24 protein-coding genes are annotated in these 22,794 nt (G+C 58.0%); 13 read left to right on the top strand and 11 right to left on the bottom strand.

Features of this window, described 5'->3' with window-relative positions:
• Window positions 1-26 precede the first annotated feature (26 nt).
• Complete coding sequence (rimK, locus tag ACWHWP_RS07350) at window positions 27-929, bottom strand: 30S ribosomal protein S6--L-glutamate ligase (protein WP_447855321.1); 903 nt, start codon at window positions 927-929, stop codon at window positions 27-29.
• Window positions 930-998: 69 nt separating this feature from the next.
• On the bottom strand, window positions 999-1,721 hold the full coding sequence (gene nfsA / locus ACWHWP_RS07345; RefSeq protein WP_447855320.1) for a nitroreductase NfsA: 723 nt from the start codon (window positions 1,719-1,721) through the stop codon (window positions 999-1,001).
• A gap of 184 nt (window positions 1,722-1,905) precedes the next feature.
• Here nfsA and ACWHWP_RS07340 point away from each other — a divergent pair, with 184 nt between their 5' ends.
• Window positions 1,906-2,175, top strand: coding sequence for a GrxA family glutaredoxin (locus tag ACWHWP_RS07340; protein WP_006809455.1), 270 nt, complete (start codon window positions 1,906-1,908; stop codon window positions 2,173-2,175).
• 30 nt (window positions 2,176-2,205) lie between these two features.
• Here ACWHWP_RS07340 and ACWHWP_RS07335 read toward each other — a convergent pair whose 3' ends face one another.
• Window positions 2,206-2,580 carry an inner membrane protein YbjM gene (locus ACWHWP_RS07335; RefSeq protein ID WP_047346969.1) on the bottom strand — a complete coding sequence of 125 codons (375 nt, stop codon included), beginning with the start codon at window positions 2,578-2,580 and terminating at the stop codon, window positions 2,206-2,208.
• 273 nt (window positions 2,581-2,853) lie between these two features.
• Here ACWHWP_RS07335 and ACWHWP_RS07330 point away from each other — a divergent pair, with 273 nt between their 5' ends.
• From ACWHWP_RS07330 to ACWHWP_RS07310, 5 genes are all read left to right on the top strand, one after another.
• Entirely contained in the window at window positions 2,854-4,539 is a 1,686-nt protein-coding gene (locus tag ACWHWP_RS07330; protein WP_063431128.1) for an aspartate:alanine antiporter, read from the top strand.
• Between the two features lie 253 nt (window positions 4,540-4,792).
• On the top strand, window positions 4,793-5,131 hold the full coding sequence (locus ACWHWP_RS07325; RefSeq protein WP_447855319.1) for a metalloregulator ArsR/SmtB family transcription factor: 339 nt from the start codon (window positions 4,793-4,795) through the stop codon (window positions 5,129-5,131).
• Between the two features lie 22 nt (window positions 5,132-5,153).
• A complete protein-coding gene (locus ACWHWP_RS07320; protein WP_447855318.1) occupies window positions 5,154-6,443 on the top strand; it encodes an arsenic transporter in 1,290 nt (429 codons plus the stop codon).
• A 12-nt stretch (window positions 6,444-6,455) separates the two neighbouring features.
• A complete protein-coding gene (arsC, locus tag ACWHWP_RS07315) occupies window positions 6,456-6,887 on the top strand; it encodes a glutaredoxin-dependent arsenate reductase (protein WP_447855317.1) in 432 nt (143 codons plus the stop codon).
• A gap of 118 nt (window positions 6,888-7,005) precedes the next feature.
• A complete protein-coding gene (locus ACWHWP_RS07310) occupies window positions 7,006-7,776 on the top strand; it encodes an SDR family NAD(P)-dependent oxidoreductase (RefSeq protein WP_447855316.1) in 771 nt (256 codons plus the stop codon).
• On the opposite strand, the gene ACWHWP_RS07305 is transcribed toward ACWHWP_RS07310, so the two are convergent.
• Complete coding sequence (locus ACWHWP_RS07305; RefSeq protein ID WP_059310687.1) at window positions 7,773-8,318, bottom strand: TetR/AcrR family transcriptional regulator; 546 nt, start codon at window positions 8,316-8,318, stop codon at window positions 7,773-7,775. The two genes, ACWHWP_RS07310 and ACWHWP_RS07305, sit on opposite strands and share 4 nt — an antisense overlap.
• Before the next feature lie 81 nt (window positions 8,319-8,399).
• Between ACWHWP_RS07305 and ACWHWP_RS07300 the strand changes: the two genes are divergently transcribed.
• Both ACWHWP_RS07300 and ACWHWP_RS07295 read left to right on the top strand, forming a co-directional pair.
• Window positions 8,400-9,614 (top strand): MFS transporter, encoded by a 1,215-nt coding sequence (locus ACWHWP_RS07300; protein WP_447855315.1) that lies wholly within the window; start codon window positions 8,400-8,402, stop codon window positions 9,612-9,614.
• Window positions 9,604-10,416 (top strand): Cof-type HAD-IIB family hydrolase, encoded by an 813-nt coding sequence (locus ACWHWP_RS07295; protein ID WP_447855314.1) that lies wholly within the window; start codon window positions 9,604-9,606, stop codon window positions 10,414-10,416. Before ACWHWP_RS07300 ends, ACWHWP_RS07295 begins: the two co-directional genes overlap by 11 nt.
• A 69-nt stretch (window positions 10,417-10,485) precedes the next feature.
• Here ACWHWP_RS07295 and ACWHWP_RS07290 read toward each other — a convergent pair whose 3' ends face one another.
• A complete protein-coding gene (locus ACWHWP_RS07290; protein WP_047346977.1) occupies window positions 10,486-11,718 on the bottom strand; it encodes an MFS transporter in 1,233 nt (410 codons plus the stop codon).
• Window positions 11,719-11,886: 168 nt separating this feature from the next.
• On the opposite strand from ACWHWP_RS07290, the gene ACWHWP_RS07285 reads away from it, so the two are divergent.
• The 3 genes from ACWHWP_RS07285 to deoR all read left to right on the top strand — a co-directional run bounded on the left by ACWHWP_RS07285 (window position 11,887) and on the right by deoR (window position 14,057).
• Entirely contained in the window at window positions 11,887-12,615 is a 729-nt protein-coding gene (locus ACWHWP_RS07285) for a phosphatase PAP2 family protein (protein WP_063955624.1), read from the top strand.
• 7 nt (window positions 12,616-12,622) lie between these two features.
• Window positions 12,623-13,231 (top strand): undecaprenyl-diphosphate phosphatase, encoded by a 609-nt coding sequence (gene ybjG / locus ACWHWP_RS07280; RefSeq protein WP_429053273.1) that lies wholly within the window; start codon window positions 12,623-12,625, stop codon window positions 13,229-13,231.
• 67 nt (window positions 13,232-13,298) lie between these two features.
• A complete protein-coding gene (gene deoR / locus ACWHWP_RS07275; RefSeq protein ID WP_447855313.1) occupies window positions 13,299-14,057 on the top strand; it encodes a DNA-binding transcriptional repressor DeoR in 759 nt (252 codons plus the stop codon).
• A gap of 67 nt (window positions 14,058-14,124) precedes the next feature.
• Here the strand turns inward: deoR and dacC are convergent, their stop codons facing one another.
• Window positions 14,125-15,330 carry a serine-type D-Ala-D-Ala carboxypeptidase gene (dacC, locus tag ACWHWP_RS07270; RefSeq protein ID WP_045890490.1) on the bottom strand — a complete coding sequence of 402 codons (1,206 nt, stop codon included), beginning with the start codon at window positions 15,328-15,330 and terminating at the stop codon, window positions 14,125-14,127.
• 242 nt (window positions 15,331-15,572) lie between these two features.
• Between dacC and ACWHWP_RS07265 the strand changes: the two genes are divergently transcribed.
• Complete coding sequence (locus ACWHWP_RS07265) at window positions 15,573-16,199, top strand: glutathione S-transferase family protein (protein WP_252000681.1); 627 nt, start codon at window positions 15,573-15,575, stop codon at window positions 16,197-16,199.
• Here ACWHWP_RS07265 and ACWHWP_RS07260 read toward each other — a convergent pair whose 3' ends face one another.
• Both ACWHWP_RS07260 and bssR read right to left on the bottom strand, forming a co-directional pair.
• Window positions 16,200-17,318 (bottom strand): PQQ-dependent sugar dehydrogenase, encoded by a 1,119-nt coding sequence (locus ACWHWP_RS07260; RefSeq protein ID WP_447855312.1) that lies wholly within the window; start codon window positions 17,316-17,318, stop codon window positions 16,200-16,202.
• A gap of 106 nt (window positions 17,319-17,424) precedes the next feature.
• Window positions 17,425-17,808, bottom strand: coding sequence for a biofilm formation regulator BssR (gene bssR, locus ACWHWP_RS07255; protein WP_023310914.1), 384 nt, complete (start codon window positions 17,806-17,808; stop codon window positions 17,425-17,427).
• Window positions 17,809-18,024: 216 nt separating this feature from the next.
• Here bssR and rimO point away from each other — a divergent pair, with 216 nt between their 5' ends.
• Window positions 18,025-19,350 carry a 30S ribosomal protein S12 methylthiotransferase RimO gene (gene rimO / locus ACWHWP_RS07250; RefSeq protein WP_032661331.1) on the top strand — a complete coding sequence of 442 codons (1,326 nt, stop codon included), beginning with the start codon at window positions 18,025-18,027 and terminating at the stop codon, window positions 19,348-19,350.
• A gap of 63 nt (window positions 19,351-19,413) precedes the next feature.
• On the opposite strand, the gene gsiD is transcribed toward rimO, so the two are convergent.
• Genes gsiD through gsiB form a run of 3 tightly spaced genes read right to left on the bottom strand, consistent with a single transcriptional unit; the run spans window position 19,414 to window position 22,791 of the window.
• Window positions 19,414-20,325 (bottom strand): glutathione ABC transporter permease GsiD, encoded by a 912-nt coding sequence (gene gsiD, locus ACWHWP_RS07245; RefSeq protein WP_059310695.1) that lies wholly within the window; start codon window positions 20,323-20,325, stop codon window positions 19,414-19,416.
• A gap of 1 nt (window position 20,326) precedes the next feature.
• Window positions 20,327-21,247 carry a glutathione ABC transporter permease GsiC gene (gene gsiC, locus ACWHWP_RS07240; protein ID WP_047346983.1) on the bottom strand — a complete coding sequence of 307 codons (921 nt, stop codon included), beginning with the start codon at window positions 21,245-21,247 and terminating at the stop codon, window positions 20,327-20,329.
• A 5-nt stretch (window positions 21,248-21,252) separates the two neighbouring features.
• The gene (gsiB, locus tag ACWHWP_RS07235; protein ID WP_063431157.1) at window positions 21,253-22,791 is read right to left on the bottom strand and encodes a glutathione ABC transporter substrate-binding protein GsiB; all 1,539 of its coding nucleotides are present in this window, start codon (window positions 22,789-22,791) and stop codon (window positions 21,253-21,255) included.
• Window positions 22,792-22,794: the final 3 nt, after the last annotated feature.

Raw genomic sequence — 22,794 nt, 5'->3', positions numbered from 1 at the left:
TACTTAAAAAGTGCGCTGTAATCCATTTAACCACCCGTTTTAAGACAGTATCCCGGCGTGGCGTGGCGCTCGATCCATGCGATCATTTTACCTGCAATATCGACCCCGGTGGTTTTTTCCACGCCTTCCAGCCCCGGAGAAGCATTCACCTCCATGACCAGCGGCCCGCGCGCCGCCCGCAGAAGGTCTACGCCCGCCACGTCCAGCCCCAGCGTTTGCGCCGCTTTCACGGCAATCTCCCGTTCCCGGTCGCTGATATCGGCTACCCGCGCCACGCCGCCGCGGTGAAGGTTAGAGCGGAAGTCGCCCTCTTTTGCCTGGCGCTCAATGGCCGCCACCACTTCGTTACCGACCACGAAGCAGCGAATGTCGCATCCTTTCGCCTCTTCGATGTACTCCTGCACCAGAATGTGGGCGTTCAGCCCCCGGAAGGCATCAATCACGCTTTCCGCCGCCTGCCGCGTTTCCGCCAGCACCACGCCAATGCCCTGCGTGCCTTCTACCAGTTTGATCACTAACGGTGCCCCGCCCACCATGTCGATGAGATCGCTGGTGTCGTCTGGCGAATGGGCAATCCCCGTGACGGGGAGATCGATCCCCTGGCGGGCGAGCAGCTGCAGCGAACGCAGCTTGTCGCGGGCGCGGGAAATGGCGACGGATTCATTGAGCGGATAGCTGCCCAGCATTTCAAACTGGCGCAGCGCGGCGGTGCCGTAATAGGTTATCTGCGAGCCGATGCGGGGGATGACCGCATCAAAGAACGGCAGCTTGCGGCCTTTGTAGTGGATCGACGAGGCGGCCGGGTCGATGTTCATATAGCAGGACATCGGGTCGAGGATCTCAACCTGATGCCCGCGTTTCGCCGCCGCTTCTCGCAGGCGCTTACATGAATAGAGCGTTCCATCCCGGGACAATATGGCAATTTTCACCCTGCACCTCGCTAAAGACATGGAAAAAGCCTGCGTATCATATACGCAGGCAGGCGCAGGATAAATGGACTATCGCGTCGCCCAACCCTGTTTGTGCAGATAATCGAGAATAAACGGGCGATTTTCTTTAATGATGGTGCGGCGAATATGGTCGGTCCAGGTATCGCGACGGTTATTGCTGCCGCGCGTCATGTAGTAGTTCGCCAGCTCTTCGTCATAGTGATTCAGAACCTCCCGGTCAACCGGCTGGTAGTGGTTTTCATGCACCAGCATGGCGGCAGGAATGCGCGGCTTCAGATCCGGGTTATCCGCCGGCCAGCCGAGGCACAGGCCAAACAGCGGCAGCACATGTTTTGGCAGCTTCAGCAGCTCGGTGACGCTTTCAATGTTGTTACGCAGGCCGCCGATATAAACGCCGCCTAACCCCAGCGACTCCGCCGCCGTAAAGGCGTTTTGCGCCATCAGCGCGGTATCCACCACGCCCAGCAGCAGCTGTTCGGCCAGACCCAGTTCGGCCTCAGGACAAATCTGCAGGTGGCGGTTAAAGTCGGCGCAGAACACCCAGAACTCCGCGGCCTGGGCTACGTGCTTTTGACCGCCGGTCAGCGTGACCAGCTGCTCGCGCATGGCCGGGTCGGTAATGCGGATAATCGAGCTGCACTGCAGGAAGCTGGAGCTGGAGGTCGCCCTTGCGCTGTCAATAATCGCGGCGCGCTGCGCCTCGGTAATCGGCTCATCGGTGAAGTGGCGAATGGAACGGTGGGATGTGAGCAGGTCTATGGTTGGCGTCATCTTGTCTCTCTTTGTCGTGCTTAAACCGTATGGCAGCCAGTATAGGCAATGATTTGCGCGGTGTAATTGGCGAAACATAGCCTTACTGTATCAAAGCGACAGGCGAAACCTTCTTTAATGGCGACAGGTTATCGGGCACTATATGTCTTATTCGCCGTCAGGCTTGTTTTTTGAGGAGAGAGAAATGTTTGCAGTAATTTTTGGTCGTCCAGGGTGCCCTTACTGTGTGCGCGCGAAAGAGCTGGCTGAGAAACTGACTGAAGAGCGCGATGACTTCAACTTCCGCTACGTGGATATCCACGCGGAAGGCATCACCAAAGCGGATCTCGAAAAAACCGTCGGCAAGCCGGTTGAAACCGTACCGCAGATCTTCCTCGATCAGAAACACATCGGCGGTTGCACTGATTTTGAAGCTTACGCCAAAGAGCATCTGGGGCTGTTTGCCGCTCAATAATGCGAAGACGCCCTCACCCTGAGGGCGTTTTTATTTGGGGTGCCGTCGGTGTTGAATCAGGCTGCGCACAAATAAGTAACAGAGCGCGCCAAGGGCGCACCAGAACACGGCGCTCATCAACCACGCCAGCTCCTGCCAGAAACTCCGCGTTGATATATACAGCAAGCGCATCAGCAGCAGGCACAGCGGTGCGGCCAGCATGGCGCCCAGAAGCGGTTTCACCACCTCCCCTTTACGGGAGAGAAAACTGGCCGCGGCGCCCGGCAGCGTGAAAAAGAGCAACCCCAGCTCCGGATGGCCCGAAGCCCTGAATGCCCCTTTCACGTTAAAAGCGAGCGACATGCATACGACCGTGAACAGCAAAAAGCAGCTGATCACCCCCGCCCAGTTTCGTTTAATGTTCAAACTATCCTCCTGACTTATCTCTATCAAATACACATTCGTCGGGTAGACGCCCAGTCAGATAAAGCAATGCGGCAATCCTTGCCAAAGCACGCACAGGGTGATGCGATAATAGGTAGCTGTCAGTAGCTAATGCGATTAAACTACACGCCAGCTAATGTTTTAGGGAATAAAGCAGGAAACAGGGAGCGTTAACGCCTTTCCCTGACCCAGAAAACAGTAGCCCAAAAAGTCCTTTCATTCAACAACTTACTGGTAAACAAGAAGTTAGCCTCCGTGAATATAAACGTCGCAGACTTGTTAAATGGGAATTACATCCTGTTATTATTTGTGGTACTGGCGCTGGGTCTTTGCCTGGGTAAATTGCGCCTGGGTTCAGTTCAACTTGGTAATTCCATTGGCGTTTTAGTCGTCTCCTTATTATTAGGCCAGCAGCACTTCAGCATTAACACGGACGCGCTCAACTTAGGTTTTATGCTGTTTATTTTTTGCGTTGGCGTGGAAGCGGGACCTAACTTTTTTTCAATTTTCTTCCGCGACGGCAAAAATTATCTGATGCTGGCGCTGGTGATGGTCGGCAGCGCGCTGCTGATCGCCTTAGGGCTGGGCAAACTGTTTGGCTGGGATATCGGGTTAACGGCCGGTATGCTGGCAGGCTCCATGACCTCTACCCCCGTGCTCGTGGGTGCCGGTGATACCCTGCGCCATTCCGGCATGGCCGGCGCGCAGCTATCTACCGCCCTCGACCACCTGAGCCTGGGCTATGCCCTGACCTATCTGATTGGTCTGGTGAGCCTGATTGTCGGCGCGCGCTACCTGCCAAAACTGCAGCACCAGGATCTGCAGACCAGCGCCCAGCAAATCGCCCGCGAGCGCGGTCTGGATACCGATTCCAAACGTAAAGTCTATCTCCCGGTGATCCGCGCCTACCGCGTCGGACCGGAGCTGGTGGCATGGGCAGACGGCAAAAACCTGCGCGAGCTGGGGATTTACCGCCAGACGGGCTGCTACATCGAACGTATCCGCCGCAACGGCATCCTGGCGAATCCGGACGGCGACGCGGTGCTGCAGATGGGCGACGACATTGCGCTGGTCGGTTACCCGGACGCCCACGCCCGTCTCGACCCGAGCTTCCGTAACGGCAAAGAGGTGTTCGACCGCGACCTGCTCGACATGCGCATCGTCACCGAAGAGATCGTGGTGAAAAACCATAACGCCGTTGGCCGTCGCCTGGCGCAGCTGAAGCTGACCGACCACGGCTGCTTCCTCAACCGCGTGATCCGCAGCCAGATTGAAATGCCGATCGATGACAACGTCGTACTCAATAAAGGCGACGTGCTCCAGGTCAGCGGCGACGCCCGACGCGTGAAAACCGTTGCCGACCGCATCGGCTTTATCTCCATTCACAGCCAGGTTACCGACCTGCTGGCCTTCTGCGCCTTCTTTATTGTTGGCCTGATGATCGGGATGATCACCTTCCAGTTCAGCAACTTTAGCTTCGGCATCGGTAACGCCGCCGGGCTGCTGTTCGCCGGGATCATGCTGGGCTTCCTGCGAGCGAACCACCCAACCTTCGGCTACATTCCGCAGGGCGCGCTGAACATGGTGAAAGAGTTCGGTCTGATGGTCTTTATGGCGGGAGTTGGCTTAAGCGCCGGCAGCGGCATTGGCCACAGCCTCGGTGCCGTCGGCTGGCAAATGTTGGTTTCCGGACTTATCGTCAGCCTGGTGCCGGTCGTTATTTGCTTCCTGTTCGGCGCCTACGTGCTGCGCATGAACCGCGCCCTGCTCTTCGGGGCGATGATGGGGGCGCGAACCTGCGCGCCAGCCATGGAAATCATCAGCGACACCGCGCGCAGCAACATCCCAGCGCTGGGGTATGCGGGAACCTACGCCATCGCGAACGTACTGCTCACGCTGGCGGGTACGCTGATCATCATCATCTGGCCTGGGATCGGATAACTCCTAAGTTTGCGCGTGGTTGAAAAAATTTTCGTTACGCGCAGAACTTTTTTATCAGGGGGCAGTCATAACTAGTGCCACTGCTTTTCTTTGATGTCCCCAATTTGTGGAGCCCATCAACCCCGCCGTTTTGGTTCAAGGTTGATGGGTTTTTTGTTGCCTGAAATTCCCCTTCCTCTAATCTCACCTTCTCTCTTGCCACCAAAACATATATGATTAAACGCATATAAAAATTACACCCGCAGGAAACCCCATGCTTCACCCGCTCCAACTCTTCAAAACCCTCTCCGACGAAACGCGGCTCGCCATCGTCATGCTGCTCCGCGAAGCGGGCGAGCTGTGCGTCTGCGATCTCTGCTCCGCCACCGCCGAATCTCAGCCGAAAGTCTCCCGCCATATGGCCCTGCTGCGCGAGTCCGGGCTGGTTATCGACCGTCGTGAGGGGAAGTGGGTCTATTACCGTCTCTCTCCGAACATGCCTGCGTGGGCGGCAACCGTTATCGACAACAGCTGGAACTGCCTGCGGGAAGAGACCCGTATGAAGTTGAAAAACCGACTTCCGGACTCGTGCCAGGAAAAACACATTCACTAAAACAGATATAATGGAGTAGAAGATGTTTTTGGCAGGGGCTATTTTTCTGTTTACGCTGGTACTGGTCATCTGGCAGCCCAAAGGGCTCAGTATCGGCTGGAGCGCCAGCATCGGTGCCGCGCTGGCGCTGGCCAGCGGCGTGATTCACATTAACGATATACCTGTGGTGTGGAATATCGTCTGGAACGCCACGGCAACGTTCATTGCCGTCATCATCATCAGCCTGCTGCTGGATGAGTCCGGTTTTTTCGAGTGGGCAGCGCTGCACGTCGCCCGCTGGGGGAACGGTCGGGGGCGATTGCTGTTTACTTACATCGTGCTGCTGGGCGCAGCCGTGGCGGCGCTGTTTGCCAATGACGGCGCGGCGCTAATCCTGACCCCTATCGTTATCGCCATGCTGCTGGCGCTGGGGTTCAGCAAGCAGGCCACGCTAGCGTTTGTGATGGCGGCAGGCTTTATCGCCGATACCGCCAGCCTGCCGCTGATTGTGTCGAACCTGGTCAACATCGTATCGGCAGACTTCTTTAAGCTGGGGTTCAGCGAATACGCCTCGGTGATGATCCCGGTTGATGTCGCCGCGATTGCCGCAACGCTGGTGATGCTGCATCTGTTCTTTCGCAAGGAAATTCCCCCGGAATATGACCTGGCGAAACTCCGCGAGCCCGCGCGGGCCATTCATGACCTCCCGACGTTCAGAACGGGCTGGATCGTGCTGCTGCTTCTTCTCGTTGGCTTCTTCGTGCTTGAACCTCTCGGCATTCCGGTCAGCGCCATCGCAACAGCTGGCGCGCTGATTTTATTCGCTGTCGCAAAACGCGGACATGCGATTAACATCGGAAAAGTGCTGCGCGGCGCTCCGTGGCAGATCGTTATCTTCTCGCTGGGGATGTATCTGGTGGTGTACGGCCTGCGCAATGCCGGGCTGACGGAGTATCTCTCCGGCGTACTGGATAGCCTGGCCGGACACGGGCTGTGGGCCACCACGCTGGGTACCGGGTTCATCACCGCGTTCCTGTCATCCATAATGAACAATATGCCCACGGTGCTGATTGGCGCGCTCTCCATTGATGGCAGCACGGCTTCGGGATTGATAAAGGAAGCGATGATTTACGCCAACGTTATTGGCTGCGATCTGGGGCCTAAAATCACGCCCATCGGCAGCCTCGCCACCCTGCTCTGGCTCCACGTGCTGACGCAGAAAAACATGACGATTACCTGGGGCTACTATTTCCGGACGGGCATCATGATGACGCTGCCGGTCCTGTTTGCGACGCTCGCCGCGCTGGCGCTCCGTCTCTCCTTCACACTGTAATGAGCCACTGATATGAACCACATCACCATTTACCACAACCCGGCCTGCGGCACCTCGCGCAACACGCTGGAGATGATCCGCAACAGCGGCACGGAGCCAGAGATCGTTCTTTATCTGGAAACGCCGCCGTCACGCGATAAGCTGACCACACTGATTGCTGAGATGGGGATTTCAGTGCGGGATCTGCTGCGTAAAAACGTGGAGCCCTTTGAACAGCTCGGCCTGGCTGAAGATACGTTCACCGACGACCAGCTTATCGGTTTTATGCTTCAGCACCCGATCCTGATTAACCGTCCGATCGTGGTAACGCCGCTGGGCACGCGCCTGTGCCGTCCGTCTGAAGTCGTCCTCGACATCCTGCCGGACGCGCAAAAAGGGGCGTTTACGAAAGAGGATGGCGAAGCCGTGGTGGACGCCAGCGGGAAAAAAATCTCTCAAAAGTAAGCTATTGATAATGGCACAGTAAGGCTTGCCCGCGGCATATCCCGCCCACTGGCCGGGTTGCATCAGCCGAAACCCGGCACATACTGTTGAAGGTTAGGTCTGGTGAGGGGATGCAGGTATGGGACTTAAAAACAAAACCGCCGTCATCTTCGGCGGCAGCGGCGCTATTGGCAGCGCAGCGGCGCACGCGCTTGCGTGCGAGGGAGCGGATGTCTACCTCGCCGCGCGCAGCCACGCCAGGCTCGAGCCGGTCGCCGACAGCATTCGCGCCGACGGCGGGTCTGCCAGCACGTTTGTTTTCGATGTGCTCAATGCCTCCGCACAGCTCCCCGACCTTGCCCACATTGATATCGTCGTCAACGCCACGGGCTTTATGCACGATCAGGGCAAACGCCTGCAGGCGTTAACGCTCGACGAGTTCAGACAGGGTTTCGACCCTTTCCTGGCAGCATATTTCAACATTGCGAAAGCCGTATCGCCCCGCATGGGCGACGAGCATGCCGGGACCATAATTACCGTCGTCGCCCCCGCCGCAAACATGACGATGGCGGGCCACCTCGGGCATATCGTTGGCTGCGCGGGAACGGAAGCCTTGACCCGGGCGCTCGCGGCTGAGCTGGGGGCACAAAATATTCGCGTACTCTGCGTGCGTTCGCACGCAATAGCCGACGCGGTGCAGGCGGGTTCGTATGTGGGTGCCATTTTCACCGCCAAGGCGCAGGCGATGGGCATCACGGTCGAGCAGTTTCTTGGCAGTGCCGCGCAAAGCACCCTGAATCATCGCCTGCCGACGCTGGCGCAGGTGGCAGACACCATTGCGTTTCTGGCGTCAGATGCGGCAAGCGCCATGACGGGAACCACCGTCAATATGACCGCGGGTGCAACCTAGCCCTCGCCCGCAATCCTCCCCACCATCGCCCGGATCTCTTCGCGGGTTAAGGGCGCCCGGTCGGTGACGTAGTGCAGCGTCATCCCTTCGATAAACGCGTCCAGCGCACGGGTGGTGACCGGGTCGAACCACTGCTCCAGCGTGGTCTGGCTCATCTTCATCCAGTCCTGCATCACCGTTTTAAGCGCCGCGCTGCGGTGCATAAAGGCGTAAAGCTGATACATCAGCGCCATGTTGTGCGGCGTCGTCACCTGCGAGCTGTGGATCAGCGTGGTGATGGACTCACACGCCATTTCCGGCCCGTTAACGCCGGCAAAGAAATCCCGGTACTGCTGCGACATCTGCCGGGTAAACCACGTGAAGGCCTCCTCCAGCAGCGGTTCCATGCCGTCGAAATAGTAGGTCATCGATCCCAGCGGCACGCCCGCGCAGGTGGCGATTTTACGGTGCGTGACGGCGTGAATCCCGTGCTCGGCAATGGTATCGAGCGTTGCCTGCAGGATCTTCTCCCGGCGATGCGGATCGTTCGGTGGTCTGCTCATAAATTCCTCACGTGGTTTGTGTACAAATGTACACAAACTTGCTAGTGTTGTCGCTATTGTTGTACTTCTGGTGCTACCCCAATGACGCTGACCTCTCCCCGTAAAGCCCTGCAGCTACGCCTGTGGGCGCTGTTTATGTTCTTCTTTATTCCCGGCCTGCTGATGGCCTCCTGGGCCACGCGTACGCCCGCCATTCGCGATATTTTGTCCGTCTCTACCGCTGAGATGGGCATCGTGCTGTTCGGGCTGTCGATAGGCTCGATGAGCGGCATCCTCTGCTCCGCGTGGCTGGTGAAGCGCTTCGGTACGCGGGCGGTGATCCGCACCACCATGTGCTTCGCGGTGGTCGGGATGATCGTGCTGAGCGCCGCGCTGTGGTGTGCGTCGCCGGTTCTGTTTGCCCTGGGGCTGACGGTATTTGGCGGCAGCTTCGGCTCGGCGGAAGTTGCCATCAACGTTGAAGGGGCGGCGGTCGAGCGCGAGATGAACAAAACCGTGCTGCCAATGATGCACGGCTTTTATAGCCTCGGCACGCTGGCCGGTGCCGGCGTGGGCATGGCGCTGACGGCCTCTGGCGTGAGCGCCAACCTGCATATCCTGCTGGCGGCGCTGGTGTGCATCGTTCCGATTCTGACCGGCATCCGGGCCATCCCGGACGGTACCGGCAAAAACTCCGCTGACGAACAGCATTCGGTCGAAAAAGGGCTGCCCTTCTACCGCGATTTCCAGCTGATGCTGATCGGCGTGGTGGTGCTGGCGATGGCGTTCGCGGAAGGGTCCGCCAACGACTGGCTGCCGCTGCTGATGGTGGACGGTCACGGCTTTAGCCCGACCTCCGGCTCCCTGATTTACGCCGGGTTTACGCTGGGGATGACCGTCGGACGCTTCACCGGCGGCTGGTTTATCGACCGCTACAGCCGCGTTGCGGTAGTGCGCGCCAGCGCTCTGCTCGGCGGCTTGGGCATCGCGATGATCATCTTTGTGGATGTGGACTGGATTGCCGGCGTCTCGGTGATCCTCTGGGGGCTGGGCGCGTCGCTCGGCTTCCCGCTGACCATTTCGGCCGCCAGCGACACCGGCCCGGATGCCCCGACGCGCGTCAGCGTGGTGGCGACCACGGGCTATCTCGCCTTCCTGGTCGGACCGCCGCTGCTCGGCTTCCTCGGCGAGCATTACGGGCTGCGCAACGCCATGCTGGTGGTATTAGGGTTGGTCATCATTGCGGCGCTGGTGGCGCGCGCGGTGGCAAAGCCGGAAACGAATCAAACGACACTGGAGAAGGGATATGAGCGTTAAACTGATCGCCGTCGACATGGATGGCACTTTTCTGAGCGATGCCAAGACCTACAATCGCCCGCGCTTTCTGGCGCAGTACGCCCGCATGAAGGCGCAAGGCATTCGCTTCGTGGTTGCCAGCGGCAACCAGTACTACCAGCTCATCTCCTTTTTCCCGGAGATTGCGCATGAAATCGCGTTCGTCGCCGAAAACGGCGGCTGGGTCGTGAGCGAAGGTGAAGACGTCTTTAACGGTGAACTGTCGAAAGCCCATTTCGACACCGTCGCGAACGTGTTAAGCGACGTGCCGGGGATTGAGATCATCGCCTGCGGCAAAAGCAGCGCGTACACGCTGAAATGCTATGACGAGGGCTTTAAGGATATCGCGGCGAAGTACTACCACCGCCTCGAAATGGTCAGCGACTTCGACAATCTGAACGATATTTTCTTCAAGTTCGGACTCAACGTGTCTGACGATGAAATTCCGCGTATTCAGGCGCTTCTTCACGAAAAGCTCAGTGACATCATGGTGCCCGTCACGACCGGTCACGGCAGTATCGACCTTATCATCCCCGGCGTGCATAAAGCCAACGGCCTGCGGATCCTGCAACAGCGCTGGGGCATAGACGACAGCGAAGTGGTGGCCTTCGGTGACAGCGGCAACGACGTGGAGATGCTGCGCCAGTCCGGGTTCAGCTTTGCGATGGCGAATGCCAGACCGCATATTAAAGCGGTGGCGCGTTTTGAAGCGCCGCACAATAACGACGAAGGCGTTTTAAACGTGATTGAGAAGGTGTTGAACGGGGAGGCGCCGTTTAACTGACAATGTGCGGTCTGGTGCCCTCTCCCCTCACCCTGGCCCTCTCCCCAAAGGGGAGAGGGGATAAACAGATCAAGGCTGCAGGGCGTTTCCGACGCGCTTGTCTTTCAGGAACACCACCATCAGGCCAACCCACAGCGCGCCGTTGGCGAGGTTAAACAGGCTGAACAGACCGTTGCCGCCCATCGCGTAGGCATGCTTGCTCACCTCGATACCGACGGTAAAAATCAGCATCTGCAGCATCCCCATCGCCGCTGAGACCGTGCCTTTACTCATCTCGCTGGCAAACAGCGTCAGGCGCACCAGCCCGGCGTTCGCCACGCCGATCCCGAAGGCGTAAAGGCTAAGCCCCGCCGTCATCCACAGATAGGCGTGAGATGACGCGACGGTCGCCACCGCAGCCAGAATCAGCCCTGCCGCAATCGGCCAGCCGCCCATGATAATCAGAGAACGCACGGTGCGGCGTGACGTCAGACGCGCCAGCACCAGGTTACCGATAATCAGCGCGCCAAAAATCGGTACCTGCAGCAGGCCATACTCGTAGCTGCTGAGCTTTTCACCGCTGATGATAATGACCGGTGACTGGGCTATCCACGCCAGCAGCGGCAGGCTAACGAACCCTGTCGCCAGCGCTCCCGCCACAAAGCGGCCATTCTTCAGCACTTCTTTGTAATCCCGACCCAGCTCTTTCAGCGAGAGTTTCTCGCCGATGCGGGTGGCCGTTTCCGGCATCGCGCGGTGCAGGCCAAAGTAGGCGATAGCGGCGAGAACCGCGAAGAGCACGAACATCCCTTCCCAGGGCGCAACGTGCACCCACGCGGCGCCCACCAGCGGCCCCAGCAGCGGAGCGATCAGCGCCACGTTCGCCATCAGCGCGGTGATTTTGATACACACCGCCTCTTCAAACGACTCCTGAATGGCGGCATACCCCACGGCACCGATAAAGCACAGGCTCACCCCCTGCAGGAAACGCAGCAGGGTAAATTGTTCAATGTTTTGCGCCAGCAGCGTGGCGAGACAGGTCACAATAAACCACACCACGCCCGTCAGCATCACCGGACGACGACCAATGCGATCCGACAGCGGGCCTAACAGCCACTGCAAAAACATGCCGCCTGCCAGATAGGCGGTCATGGAGGTCGGTACCCACTCGATTCCCGCGTTGTACTGCGCCACAACGGTCAGCATACCGGGCTGGATCATATCGTTGCCGATATAGGTTGAGAATTCGTAGAGCACCAGACACAGAGGGAAAAGCAACGCCTGACGACCCAGACGTGAACCAGAAGAAGAACGGTTTAACATGCAATCTCTTTATAATGACAAAATCGCGACGAGTGTAATGAAATGCCGCAGCCCGAGATAGTGGATTATCGAGGATAAACAGAAATAAAGCACATATCGTCTTCGTTTAAGGTTTCCTTAAGTTGACAAATTTATGATACCCCGATTACTCGTCAACGACCCCAAATTATGGCACTCACCTCCAGCCGTTCAGAATTGTCTAACTTACAGACAAATAAGACAAAACGACTTTACCGCTTACCGTCCCGCTTTTATGGTTATCAGCTTTTCGTGCTGATAGCGCTTGCCGTGGTGTTTACGTGGCTATCGCGTGATGAAGCGCTCGACAGATGGATAACCGGCTTTTGGTACGACGCGGCGACGCAGAGCTTCCCGCTGCAGAAAGACCACCTGCTGGATCTGCTGAACCATCGCCTGGCGAAATACATCGCCATCGCCTTGGGTGCCGTGGCGCTGTTTTACGGTGCATACAAGCGCAACGCAAGGCTGGTCACCGCGGCGCTGCTGATGGGCGTTGGCGCGCTGGTGGTGGGCATATTGAAAAGCGTGAGCCATCACAGCTGCCCGTGGGATCTGGTGGAATATGGCGGGAAAGCTATGTCTTATCCCCTGTTCAGTTCCGTCCCTGCGGACAGCGGTCCGGGGCGCTGTTTCCCCGGCGGTCATGCCTCCAGCGGCTTTATGGTGATGGGGCTGTTTTTTGCCTTCTGGCGAGAGCGTCCGCGTCTTGCCTGGTGCTTCGTCGCGCTGGGCGTGGTGTTAGGTCTGGCGATGGGTTACGGCCAGGTCATGCGCGGGGCACATTTTTTCTCTCACAACCTGTGGGCTGGGTGGTGGGTCTGGTTTTCCCAGGTGGTGGTCTATGGCCTTATTTCCACCCGGTTTGCTAAAGAGTGATAACGCTATGTTAGAGAGTCTGAATTATCAGCTGTTTTATCTGATCAACGCCACGCCGGCCTCGCCCGAGTGGACAATCGACTTTGCCACCTTTCTGGCGAAAGATCTGATCAGCATCGTGCCTGTGCTGGCAGCCATCCTCTGGCTGTGGGGTCCCCGTAGCCAGGTGAAAGCGCAGCGCCAGCTGGTGATCAAAGTGGCGATGGCGCTCGGAGTTAGCGTACTGCTGAGCTACATTCTGGGCCACGCCTTCCCGCACGATCGTCCTTTTGTCGATCACGTCGGCTATACCTTCCTGCACCATGCGCCGGATGACTCTTTCCCGAGCGATCACGGTACGGTTATCTTTACCTTCGCGCTGGCCTTCCTGTTCTGGCATCGCCTGTGGTCGGGTGCGGTGCTGATGGTGGTCGCCGTGGCCATCGCCTGGTCTCGCGTTTACCTGGGCGTCCACTGGCCGCTGGATATGGTGGGCGGTTTCCTGGTGGGGCTGATTGGCTGCGTGAGCGCGGCGATTCTGTGGAGTCTCTTCGGTGAAGCGCTCTACCGCGGGCTCTCTACCCTCTATCGCGCCATTTTCGCTATCCCGATCCGCAAAGGCTGGATACGTGACTAACCCCGACCTGACAGGTTACACTTGAACCCCCGCCCTGCGGGGGTTCACTTTTTTATCCCGAGGAACTATGGAAACACGTCGCGATGACCGCATTGCTCAGCTGCTACAGGCGCTGAAGCGCAGCGATAAGCTGCATCTTAAGGAAGCCGCCAACCTCCTCGGCGTCTCAGAGATGACCATTCGTCGGGATCTGAACAGCGAAAGCGCGCCCGTCGTGCTGCTGGGCGGGTATATAGTGCTTGAACCACGCAGCGCCAGCCATTATCTGATCAGCGACCAGAAGACACGCCTGGTTGAAGAGAAGCGCAAAGCCGCACGGCTTGCGGCTTCGCTGGTACAGCCGCACCAGACGCTGTTTTTTGACTGCGGTACCACCACGCCGTGGATTATCGAAGCCATCGACAGCAGCATCCCCTTTACCGCCGTGTGCTACTCCCTGAACACCTTTCTGGCGCTTCAGGAGAAACCCGAGTGCCGGGTGATCCTCTGCGGCGGTGAGTTTCACGCCAGCAACGCGATCTTTAAGCCGCTTAACCTGCAGGACACGCTCAGCAATCTCTGCCCGGATATCGCGTTTTATTCCGCCGCGGGCGTGAACGTGCGTCAGGGCGCGACCTGCTTTAACCTGGAAGAGCTGCCGGTGAAGCACTGGGCGCTAAGCGCGGCGCAGTACCATGTGCTGGTGGTTGACCACAGCAAGTTTGGCAAAGTGCGTTCGGCGAGAATGGGTGAACTGGCGCAGTTTGACGCCATTGTGAGCGACTGCCGTCCGGACGATGAGTATGTGGCGTATGCAAAGGCGCAGCAGGTGAAGTTGATGTATTGAGAGGGGTGCGGCCTGATGCCCTCACCCCGGCCCTCTCCCACAGGGAGAGGGAGAAAACCCATAAGGTTTAGCTAAACCAGCTGCCAAACCACCCGTGGAATTTCATCATCACGAAGTCCCACATCCGGCTGAAGAAGCCGCCCTCTTCTACCGCTTCCATCACAATCAGCGGACGCTGTTCAATCGACTTACCGTTAAGCTGGAAATCAATCGTCCCGACCACCTGGCCTTTTTTCAGCGGCGCGGTGAGCTGCGGATCGGTCAGGGTGTAGCTGGCCTTCAGATTTTTCAGCTGGCCGCGCGGAATGGTCACCGAGCCCGCTTCACCCGCGCCCAGATTCACTTCGCTCTTGTCACCAAACCAGACGCGCTGGCTGACGAACGTGGCATCCGGTTTAATCGGCGTCACGGTTTCATAGAAGCGGAATCCCCAGGTCAGAAGTTTTTCTGATTCGTTAAAACGGATGCGGTCGGTTTTGGTCCCCAGCACCACCGAGATCAGGCGCATATCGCCCTGCGTCGCGGAGGCCACCAGGTTGTAACCCGCGCCGGCCGTGGTGCCGGTTTTCATCCCGTCCACGTTAACGTTGCTGCTCCACAGCAGGCGGTTGCGGTTCGGCTGGCGGATTTTATTGAAGGTAAACTCTTTCTCTTTGTGGATGGCGTATTCATCCGGCACGTCGTGAATAAGTGCTTTCCCCAGCAGCGCCATGTCGCGCGCGGTGCTGAACTGGCCCGGCGCATCCAGGCCGTGAACGGTTTTAAAGGTGGTGTTGGTCAGACCCAGCTTTTGCGCGTAGCCATTCATCAGGCCGATAAATGAATCCTGACTGCCCGCGACGTAATCCGCCAGCGCGATACAGGCGTCGTTGCCGGACTGGATAATCACCCCTTTATTCAAATCCGATACGGAAACCTGATCGCCCGGCTTCAGGAACATCACCGATGACCCGCGCAGCGCCGGGTTGCCGGTCGCCCAGGCGTCCTTCCCGATGGTGACCATATCATCAAGCTTGATCTTGCCCGCTTTTAAGGCCTGGCCTACCACATAGCTGGTCATGATTTTGGTCAGGCTTGCCGGGTCGAGTTTCTCATCCGCGTTGCCTTCCGCCAGCACTTTACCGCTGGAGTAGTCCATCAGGATCCAGGCGCGCGCATCCACAGGTGGCGCTTCTGGCGCAGCCTGCTCAGCTGCGTAGAGAGTTGGTGCAAACAGGAAAAGGAGCGCAGAGCCTGCCGCCAGGCTGCGCAGAGAAGTCATTTTTCGCGTCATAAATGCCACCCGAGTGTCCATTCAAAAAATTACGTCACATCACCGTGTCGCAAGAAGCGATGAGTAATAGCGCACTAAAACGGTTAAAGAAACCCAACCAGGGTAAAGTTATTAAAGTTTATGCAATAACATTCAGATACGCTTTGATTAAGGCGTTTTTTTTGTCTTCTGTTGCGTAATTGTTAGGTTTATCTCACCATGGCGAAAAGCTGACTCGGATTCACATCTCATCGGGAGTAAATATGATTACGCTGTGGGGCAGGAATAATTCGACCAACGTTAAGAAAGTGCTCTGGACGCTGGAAGAGCTGGATTTACCGTTCAATCAAATCATGGCAGGCATGTCGTTTGGCGTGAATAAAGAGGCCGACTATCTGGCCATGAACCCGAACGGCCTGGTGCCGCTGCTGCGCGATGATGAAACAGACGCCACGCTTTGGGAATCCAACACCATTGTCCGTTACCTGGCCGCCCAGTACGGACAAGGTCGTCTGTGGGTCGAAAACCCGGCCCGCCGCGCCCAGGGCGAAAAGTGGATGGACTGGGCAAACCAGACGCTTTCACCCACCCACCGCGTGATCCTGATGGGGCTTATCCGCACGCCGGAAGCCGAACGTGACTATCCCGCTATTCATGCCGCGCAGGATGCCTGCGAAAATCTGTTTGCGATGATGGATGACGAGCTGGCGAAGCACGCCTGGTTCTCCGGTGACGCGTTCGGCACAGGCGATATCGCCGTGGCGCCGTTCGTCTGGAACCTGACCAATATGGGCCTGAAGTGGACGCCGCGCCCTCATCTGGATCGCTGGCTCAAACAGCTGAGCGATCGCCCGGCGTACCGTAACGTCGTGATGATCCCGGTCACCTGATTACGTCCCGGACGGGCTGACTTTCAACAGCTGCCCGTCCGTCTCATCCGTCAGGACGTACAGATACCCATCCGGCCCCACCCGCACATCGCGAATACGTTGATCCCGGTCGCCCAGAATGCGCCCGTCTTCCGTCACCTTGTTACCCTCCACGCTCAGCACAATCACGTTCTTCTCCTTCAGCGCGCCGATAAACAGCTTGTTTTTCCACTGCGGGAAAACGTCGCTGTTGTAAAACGCCATGCCGCTCACGGCCGGTGAGACCTTCCAGACGAACAGCGGTTTTTCGGTTCCCTCAACGTGCTCGCCTTTGGCTTCCGGAATTTTCAGCCCGCTGTAGTTAATGCCGTGTGTCGCCAGCGGCCAGCCGTAGTTTTTCCCTTTCTCCGGAATATTAATCTCATCCCCGCCGCGCGGACCGTGCTCGTTCAGCCACAGCGTGTCGCTCCAGGGGTTCATCGCCATTCCCTGCGGGTTGCGAATGCCGTAGGACCAGATTTCAGGCCGCGCGCCGGAAGTATGCACAAAGGGGTTATCCGGCGGCACTTTGCCGTCTTCGGTGAGGCGCACCACTTTACCCTGTAATTTGTCCAGGTCCTGCGCCGTGGGCCGCTGGTTATTCTCGCCGAGTCCGATAAAGAGGTAGCCTTTGCCGTCAAACACCAGGCGCCCACCAAAATGGTTACCGGTAGAAAGTTTCGGCATCTGGCGGAACACCACCTGGAAGGCTTCAATGCGCGTAAAGTCGTCGCTTAACCGGCCATAGCCCACCGCCGTGCCGGCTTTGCCGTCATTCCCTGCTTCGGCGTAGCTGAGCCAGATGCGGCGCGATTGTTTAAAATCCGGCGCGAGGACCACGTCCAGCAATCCTCCCTGGCCGTTTGCCCAGACCTTCGGTACCCCGACAATCGGATCGGAAAGCCCTTTTCCGGCCTGCCAGCGCTTGAGCTGACCGCCCCTGAGGGTCACCAGCAGCCCTTGGTTGTCCGGCAGGAACGCCATGGACCAGGGGTGATCGAGTCTGTTTTGCAGCACCTCGACCCTGACCGCCTCAGGCGCAGCAAGCAGCGAAAAGGGAAATAACAACGCAGGCAGGAAAATCAGCGAGGATCGATGCATAACGCGCTCCTTTATCGGCATATGGCATAAAGGTTAGCCACTGCGTCCGGGGGCGTTATCACTTTTACAAAAGCTTAATCAGAAGGGGGAGTTGCCTCCCCCGGGATCAGTGTTGCTCAAGCTTCTCGTGCTCGTTCAGACACATGATGCATAGAGAGAGCGTGGTCAGGCAGTTTTCAAGCTTCTCCGCGTTAACAGCGATAAAATTCGGGCAGTCGTGGCGTCCGTTCATCAGGCATACCCCAGCAATGGAGAGCACCTCAGCGGCGCGGCGCAGCGCTATCAGCTCGCTTTCGCCGTATTTCGCTTTCAGGGTCGGTGCTTTTTCACGCATGAAATTGCAAAGTTCAAACAGATTATCACGCAGATGTTCGCTTTCGCTGACTGACATATACCCTTTTGCCTTCCTCAACTGCAGGTACGCGGCCAGGTCGATTCGGGCGTTGATCAGCTTGTTAAGCAGATCGCGTTTTAGTCTGTCAACGGTCATGCTCTTTCCTCCTCTGTCAGCCATTGTGCATAGTCAGGATAAGTACATTTTTTGTACAGTTTAATGCCTGGGATCAATTTTTATTAACTGATTAACATTATTTACAATGTTACAACGTCCGCCCGGCGCATCCGCCTTGCAAAGAGTGTATAAATCCCCCGCGATACGCTGTAAAATCCCGCCCTGATAACTCCATAATTGATGAATTTTTAACCTATGAGCAATGTTACGCACCAGCCGAAAATCGGCTTCGTCTCCCTGGGCTGCCCGAAAAACCTGGTGGATTCAGAACGCATCCTGACCGAACTGCGCACCGAGGGCTATGACGTGGTGCCAAGCTACGACAACGCCGATATGGTGATCGTTAACACCTGCGGGTTTATTGACAGCGCGGTTCAGGAGTCACTGGAAGCCATCGGTGAAGCCCTGACGGAAAACGGCAAAGTGATTGTCACCGGCTGCCTGGGCGCGAAAGTGGATCAGATCCGCGAAGTGCACCCGAAGGTGCTGGAGATCACCGGCCCACACAGCTACGAGCAGGTGCTGGAACATGTTCATCACTACGTGCCAAAACCAAAGCACAACCCGTTCCTGAGCCTCGTGCCGGAACAGGGGGTGAAGCTGACGCCGCGCCACTACGCTTACCTGAAAATCTCCGAAGGCTGCAACCATCGCTGCACCTTCTGCATCATCCCGTCCATGCGTGGCGATCTGGTGAGCCGTCCGATTGGCGAAGTGCTGGCGGAAGCGAAACGTCTGGCTGACGCGGGTGTGAAGGAGCTGCTGGTCATCTCCCAGGACACCTCAGCTTACGGCGTGGACGTCAAACACCGCTCCGGCTTCCACAACGGCGAGCCGGTAAAAACCAGCATGGTCGGCCTGTGCGAGCAGCTGTCTAAACTCGGTATCTGGACGCGTCTGCACTACGTCTATCCTTACCCGCACGTTGACGACGTGATCCCGCTGATGGCGGAAGGCAAAATTCTGCCGTATCTGGATATCCCGCTGCAGCACGCCAGCCCGCGTATCCTGAAGCTAATGAAACGTCCTGGCTCCGTTGACCGCCAGCTGGCGCGCATCAAGCAGTGGCGTGAAATCTGCCCTGACCTGACCCTGCGCTCCACCTTCATCGTCGGCTTCCCGGGTGAAACCGAAGAAGATTTCCAGATGCTGCTCGACTTCCTGAAAGAAGCGCGTCTGGACCGCGTAGGCTGCTTCAAGTACAGCCCGGTAGAGGGCGCAACCGCCAACGAGCTGGCGGATCAGGTGCCGGAAGAGGTGAAAGAAGAGCGCTGGAACCGCTTCATGCAGCTGCAGCAGCAGATCTCTGCTGAACGCCTGCAGGAGAAAGTGGGCCGCGAAATCATGGTGATCGTTGACGAAGTGGACGAAGAAGGCGCGATTGGCCGCAGCATGGCGGACGCCCCGGAAATCGACGGCGCGGTGTACCTGAACGGCGAAACCAGCGTTAAGCCGGGTGATATCATCCGCGTGAAGGTTGAAAACGCGGACGAGTATGACCTGTGGGGTAGCCGGGTTTAAACACCCAGCTTCCCTTTTGTAGGCCGGGTAAGGCGTAGCCGCCACCCGGCACATTCCACTGCCCTACCCCTTAATCCTCGGATCCAGCGCGTCACGCAGCCCGTCACCCAGCAGGTTAAACGCCAGCACGGTCAGGAAAATTGCCAGGCTCGGGAAGATCGCCACGTGCGGCGCAATCACCATATCTGCCCTCGCCTCGTTCAGCATCGCGCCCCACTCCGGCGTGGGAGGCTGTGCCCCCAACCCCAAAAACGACAGGCTGGCCGCCGAGATAATCGACACGCCGATACGCATGGTGAAATAGACCACGATGGACGACACCGTACCCGGCAGAATATGGCTGAACAGGATCGTGGCGTCGCTGGCGCCCATACTGCGGGCAGATTCGATAAAGGTCTGCTGCTTCAGCACCAGCGTATTGCCGCGCACCAGGCGCGCGAACGCCGGAATCGAAAAGACCGCCACCGCGATAATAACGTTCGCCATGCCGCTGCCCATTATCGCCACCACCGCAATCGCCAGCAGAATGCCGGGAAAAGCAAACAGCACGTCGCAGATGCGCATAATGATGCGGTCCCACCAGCCTTCGTAATACCCGGCAACCAGACCCAGCACGGTACCGATGGCCGCGCCGATCAGCACCGCGAAAACCCCGGCGGCAAGAGAGATCTGCGCCCCGACCAGCACGCGGCTGAAGATATCGCGCCCGAGGGAGTCCACGCCGAACCAGTGCAGCATTGAGGGTCCGTCGTTCAGACGGTCGTAGTCAAAATAGTTTTCCGCATCAAACGGCGCTACCCACGGCGCAACGATCGCCACCGCAATCAGCAGCAGTACAAACAGCCCCGCCGCCATCGCGACCGGCTGACGGCGAAAACGCCGCCAGAATTCAGACCGCGGCGTGCGGATATGTTCCGGTTTGAGCCCCGGCATAGCGTTTAAAACGGCCTGACGTCGCCAGTTCAACAATCGCATCTTACTTGTACCTGATGGCCGGGTTAATGGCGGCGTAGAGCACGTCCACCACTAAGTTGATAAGGATAAACTCCAGCGAGAAAAGCAGGACCTCCGCCTGAATGACCGGGTAGTCGCGCATCTCAACGGAATCGACCAGCAGGCGTCCCAGCCCCGGCCAGTTGAAGACCTTCTCCACGACGATGGAGCCGCCCAGCAGGAAACCAAACTGCAACCCCATCATCGTCACCACTGGGATCATCGCATTGCGAAACCCGTGCTTAAGAATGACCCACTTCTCGCTGACCCCTTTCGCCCGCGCGGTGCGGATATAATCCTCGCTCAGCACGTCAACGAATGAGGCGCGGGTGAAGCGGGCCATCACCGCCGACACGGCGGCCCCCAGCGTCATTGAGGGCAGAATGTAATGCTTCCAGGTATCGGCCCCGACGGTCGGCAGCCAGCCCAGCTCGACGGAGAAGATCTGCATCAGCAGCATCCCCAGCGCGAACGCCGGGAAGGAGATACCGGTCACCGCCAGCGCCATGCCGAGCTTGTCCGGCCAGCGGTTGCGCCAGACGGCCGCGACAATCCCGGCGCCAAGCCCAAACACCACCGCCCAGCTCATGCTGGCAATCGTCAACCAGAACGTCGGCATAAAGCGGCTGGCAATCTCTTCCGACACCGGACGCCGCGACACCATCGAGATACCAAAGTCGCCCTGCAGAACGTTGCAAATATAATGGAGGAACTGGATATACAGCGGCTGGTCGAGGCCAAGCTGTTTACGCACCAGGTCAATGACGGTAGCGTCCGCTTCAGGCCCCGCAACCAGACGCGCCGGATCGCCCGGCAGCATATGGACAAACAAAAACACCAGGACCGCCACAATCAGCAGCGTCGGGATAAGCCCCAGCAGGCGTTTACAAACATAGTTCAGCATGAGGTTTATTTTAAATCCGCATCGTCAAAGCTAAAACCGGTGTCCGGCATGATGTAGAACCCGGTCAACGCTTTGTTATGGGCTGATACCAGCTTCTCCACCACCAGCGGCACCCACGGTGACTCTTTCCAGATAATGTCCTGCGCGTCTTTGTAGAGGCGTGCCTTCTCTTCCGGTTTGGTGGTTTTCAGCGCATCGGCAAGGTCTTTGTCCACCTGCGGGTTACTGTAGAACGCGGTATTGAACAGGGTTGGCGGCCAGTTCTGCGAGGCAAACAGCGGCGACAGCGCCCAGTCGGCTTCGCCGGTCGAGGCCGACCAGCCGGTGTAGAACATCCGCACCCCGCTCTCTTTCTGCCCTTTGCCCTCCACTTCAGCCGCACGCTGTCCGGCATCCATCGCGGTGACCTGCGCCTTAATGCCGACCTGAGCCAGCTGCTGCTGGGTGAACTGCAGCACCTTCTGCGCGGTACTGTGGTTATGCGACGACCACAGCGTAGTGCTAAACCCGTTCGGGAAGCCCGCCTCTTTCAGCAGCTCGCGCGCTTTGGCCGGATCGTACGGCCACGGCTGATAGCTCTGGGCATACGCGATAGCAGGCGGCAGCACGCCGGTGGCCGGGGTGGCATAGCCGGCAAAGGCGACCTTCACCAGCGCCTGGCGGTTAATGGCGTAGTTGATGGCCTCGCGCACCTTCGGGTTATCAAACGGCTTTTGCGTAACGTTCATGCTGATGTAGCGCTGCATGATCGACGGGCTGGCGACCAGCTCCAGCTTGCTGTTTTTCTGCAAAATCGCGGCCTGCTCATACGGGATCGGGAAGGCGAACTGCGCCTCGCCGGTTTGCAGCATCGCCGCGCGGGTGTTGTTGTCCACCACCGGACGCCAGGTGATGGTGTCCAGCTTCGGCAGCCCCTGCTGCCAGTAGCCGCTGAACTTCTTCACCTTCACAAAGTCGGTCTGATTCCAGGTCACCAGTTCATACGGACCGGTCCCCACCGGGTGGAAACCGATCTCTTTACCGTATTTTTTCAGCGCGGCCGGGGAAATCATCGCCGTTGCCGGATGCGCCAGAATATTGATAAACGCCGAGAACGGCTCTTTCAGGGTGATTTTTACCGTCGCCGGGTCGACCACCTCGGTGCTGGCGATGTTTTTATACAGGTTATAGCGCTTGAGGCTATTTTCCGGATTGCTGGCGCGGTCGAGGTTAATCTTCACCGCCTCCGCGTTGAAATCGGTACCGTCCTGGAACTTCACGCCGGTTCTGAGCCTGATGGTATACGCCAGCCCGTCGTCGGAGACGGTGTATCCCTCCGCCAGCACATTTTTCAGCTTCATCTCTTTATCCAGGCCAAAAAGCCCCTGGTAGAACGATTTCGCTACCGCCTGCGACAGCGTGTCGTTGGCGTCATACGGATCGAGCGTGGTGAAATTAGAGCCGACGGCGACCACCACATCTTTGGCGGCGAACGCGGGGGCAGCGGCCAGGGCTGCCGTCACGCTCGCGGCTAACAACCATCTACGCGCTACAAATGTAACCATTGT

The organism is Enterobacter sp. WI-ESBL-E8 (genome assembly GCF_053364895.1).
The sequence above is the reverse complement of the archived record's forward strand: the minus strand, read 5'-3'. Positions and strand labels throughout refer to the sequence as shown.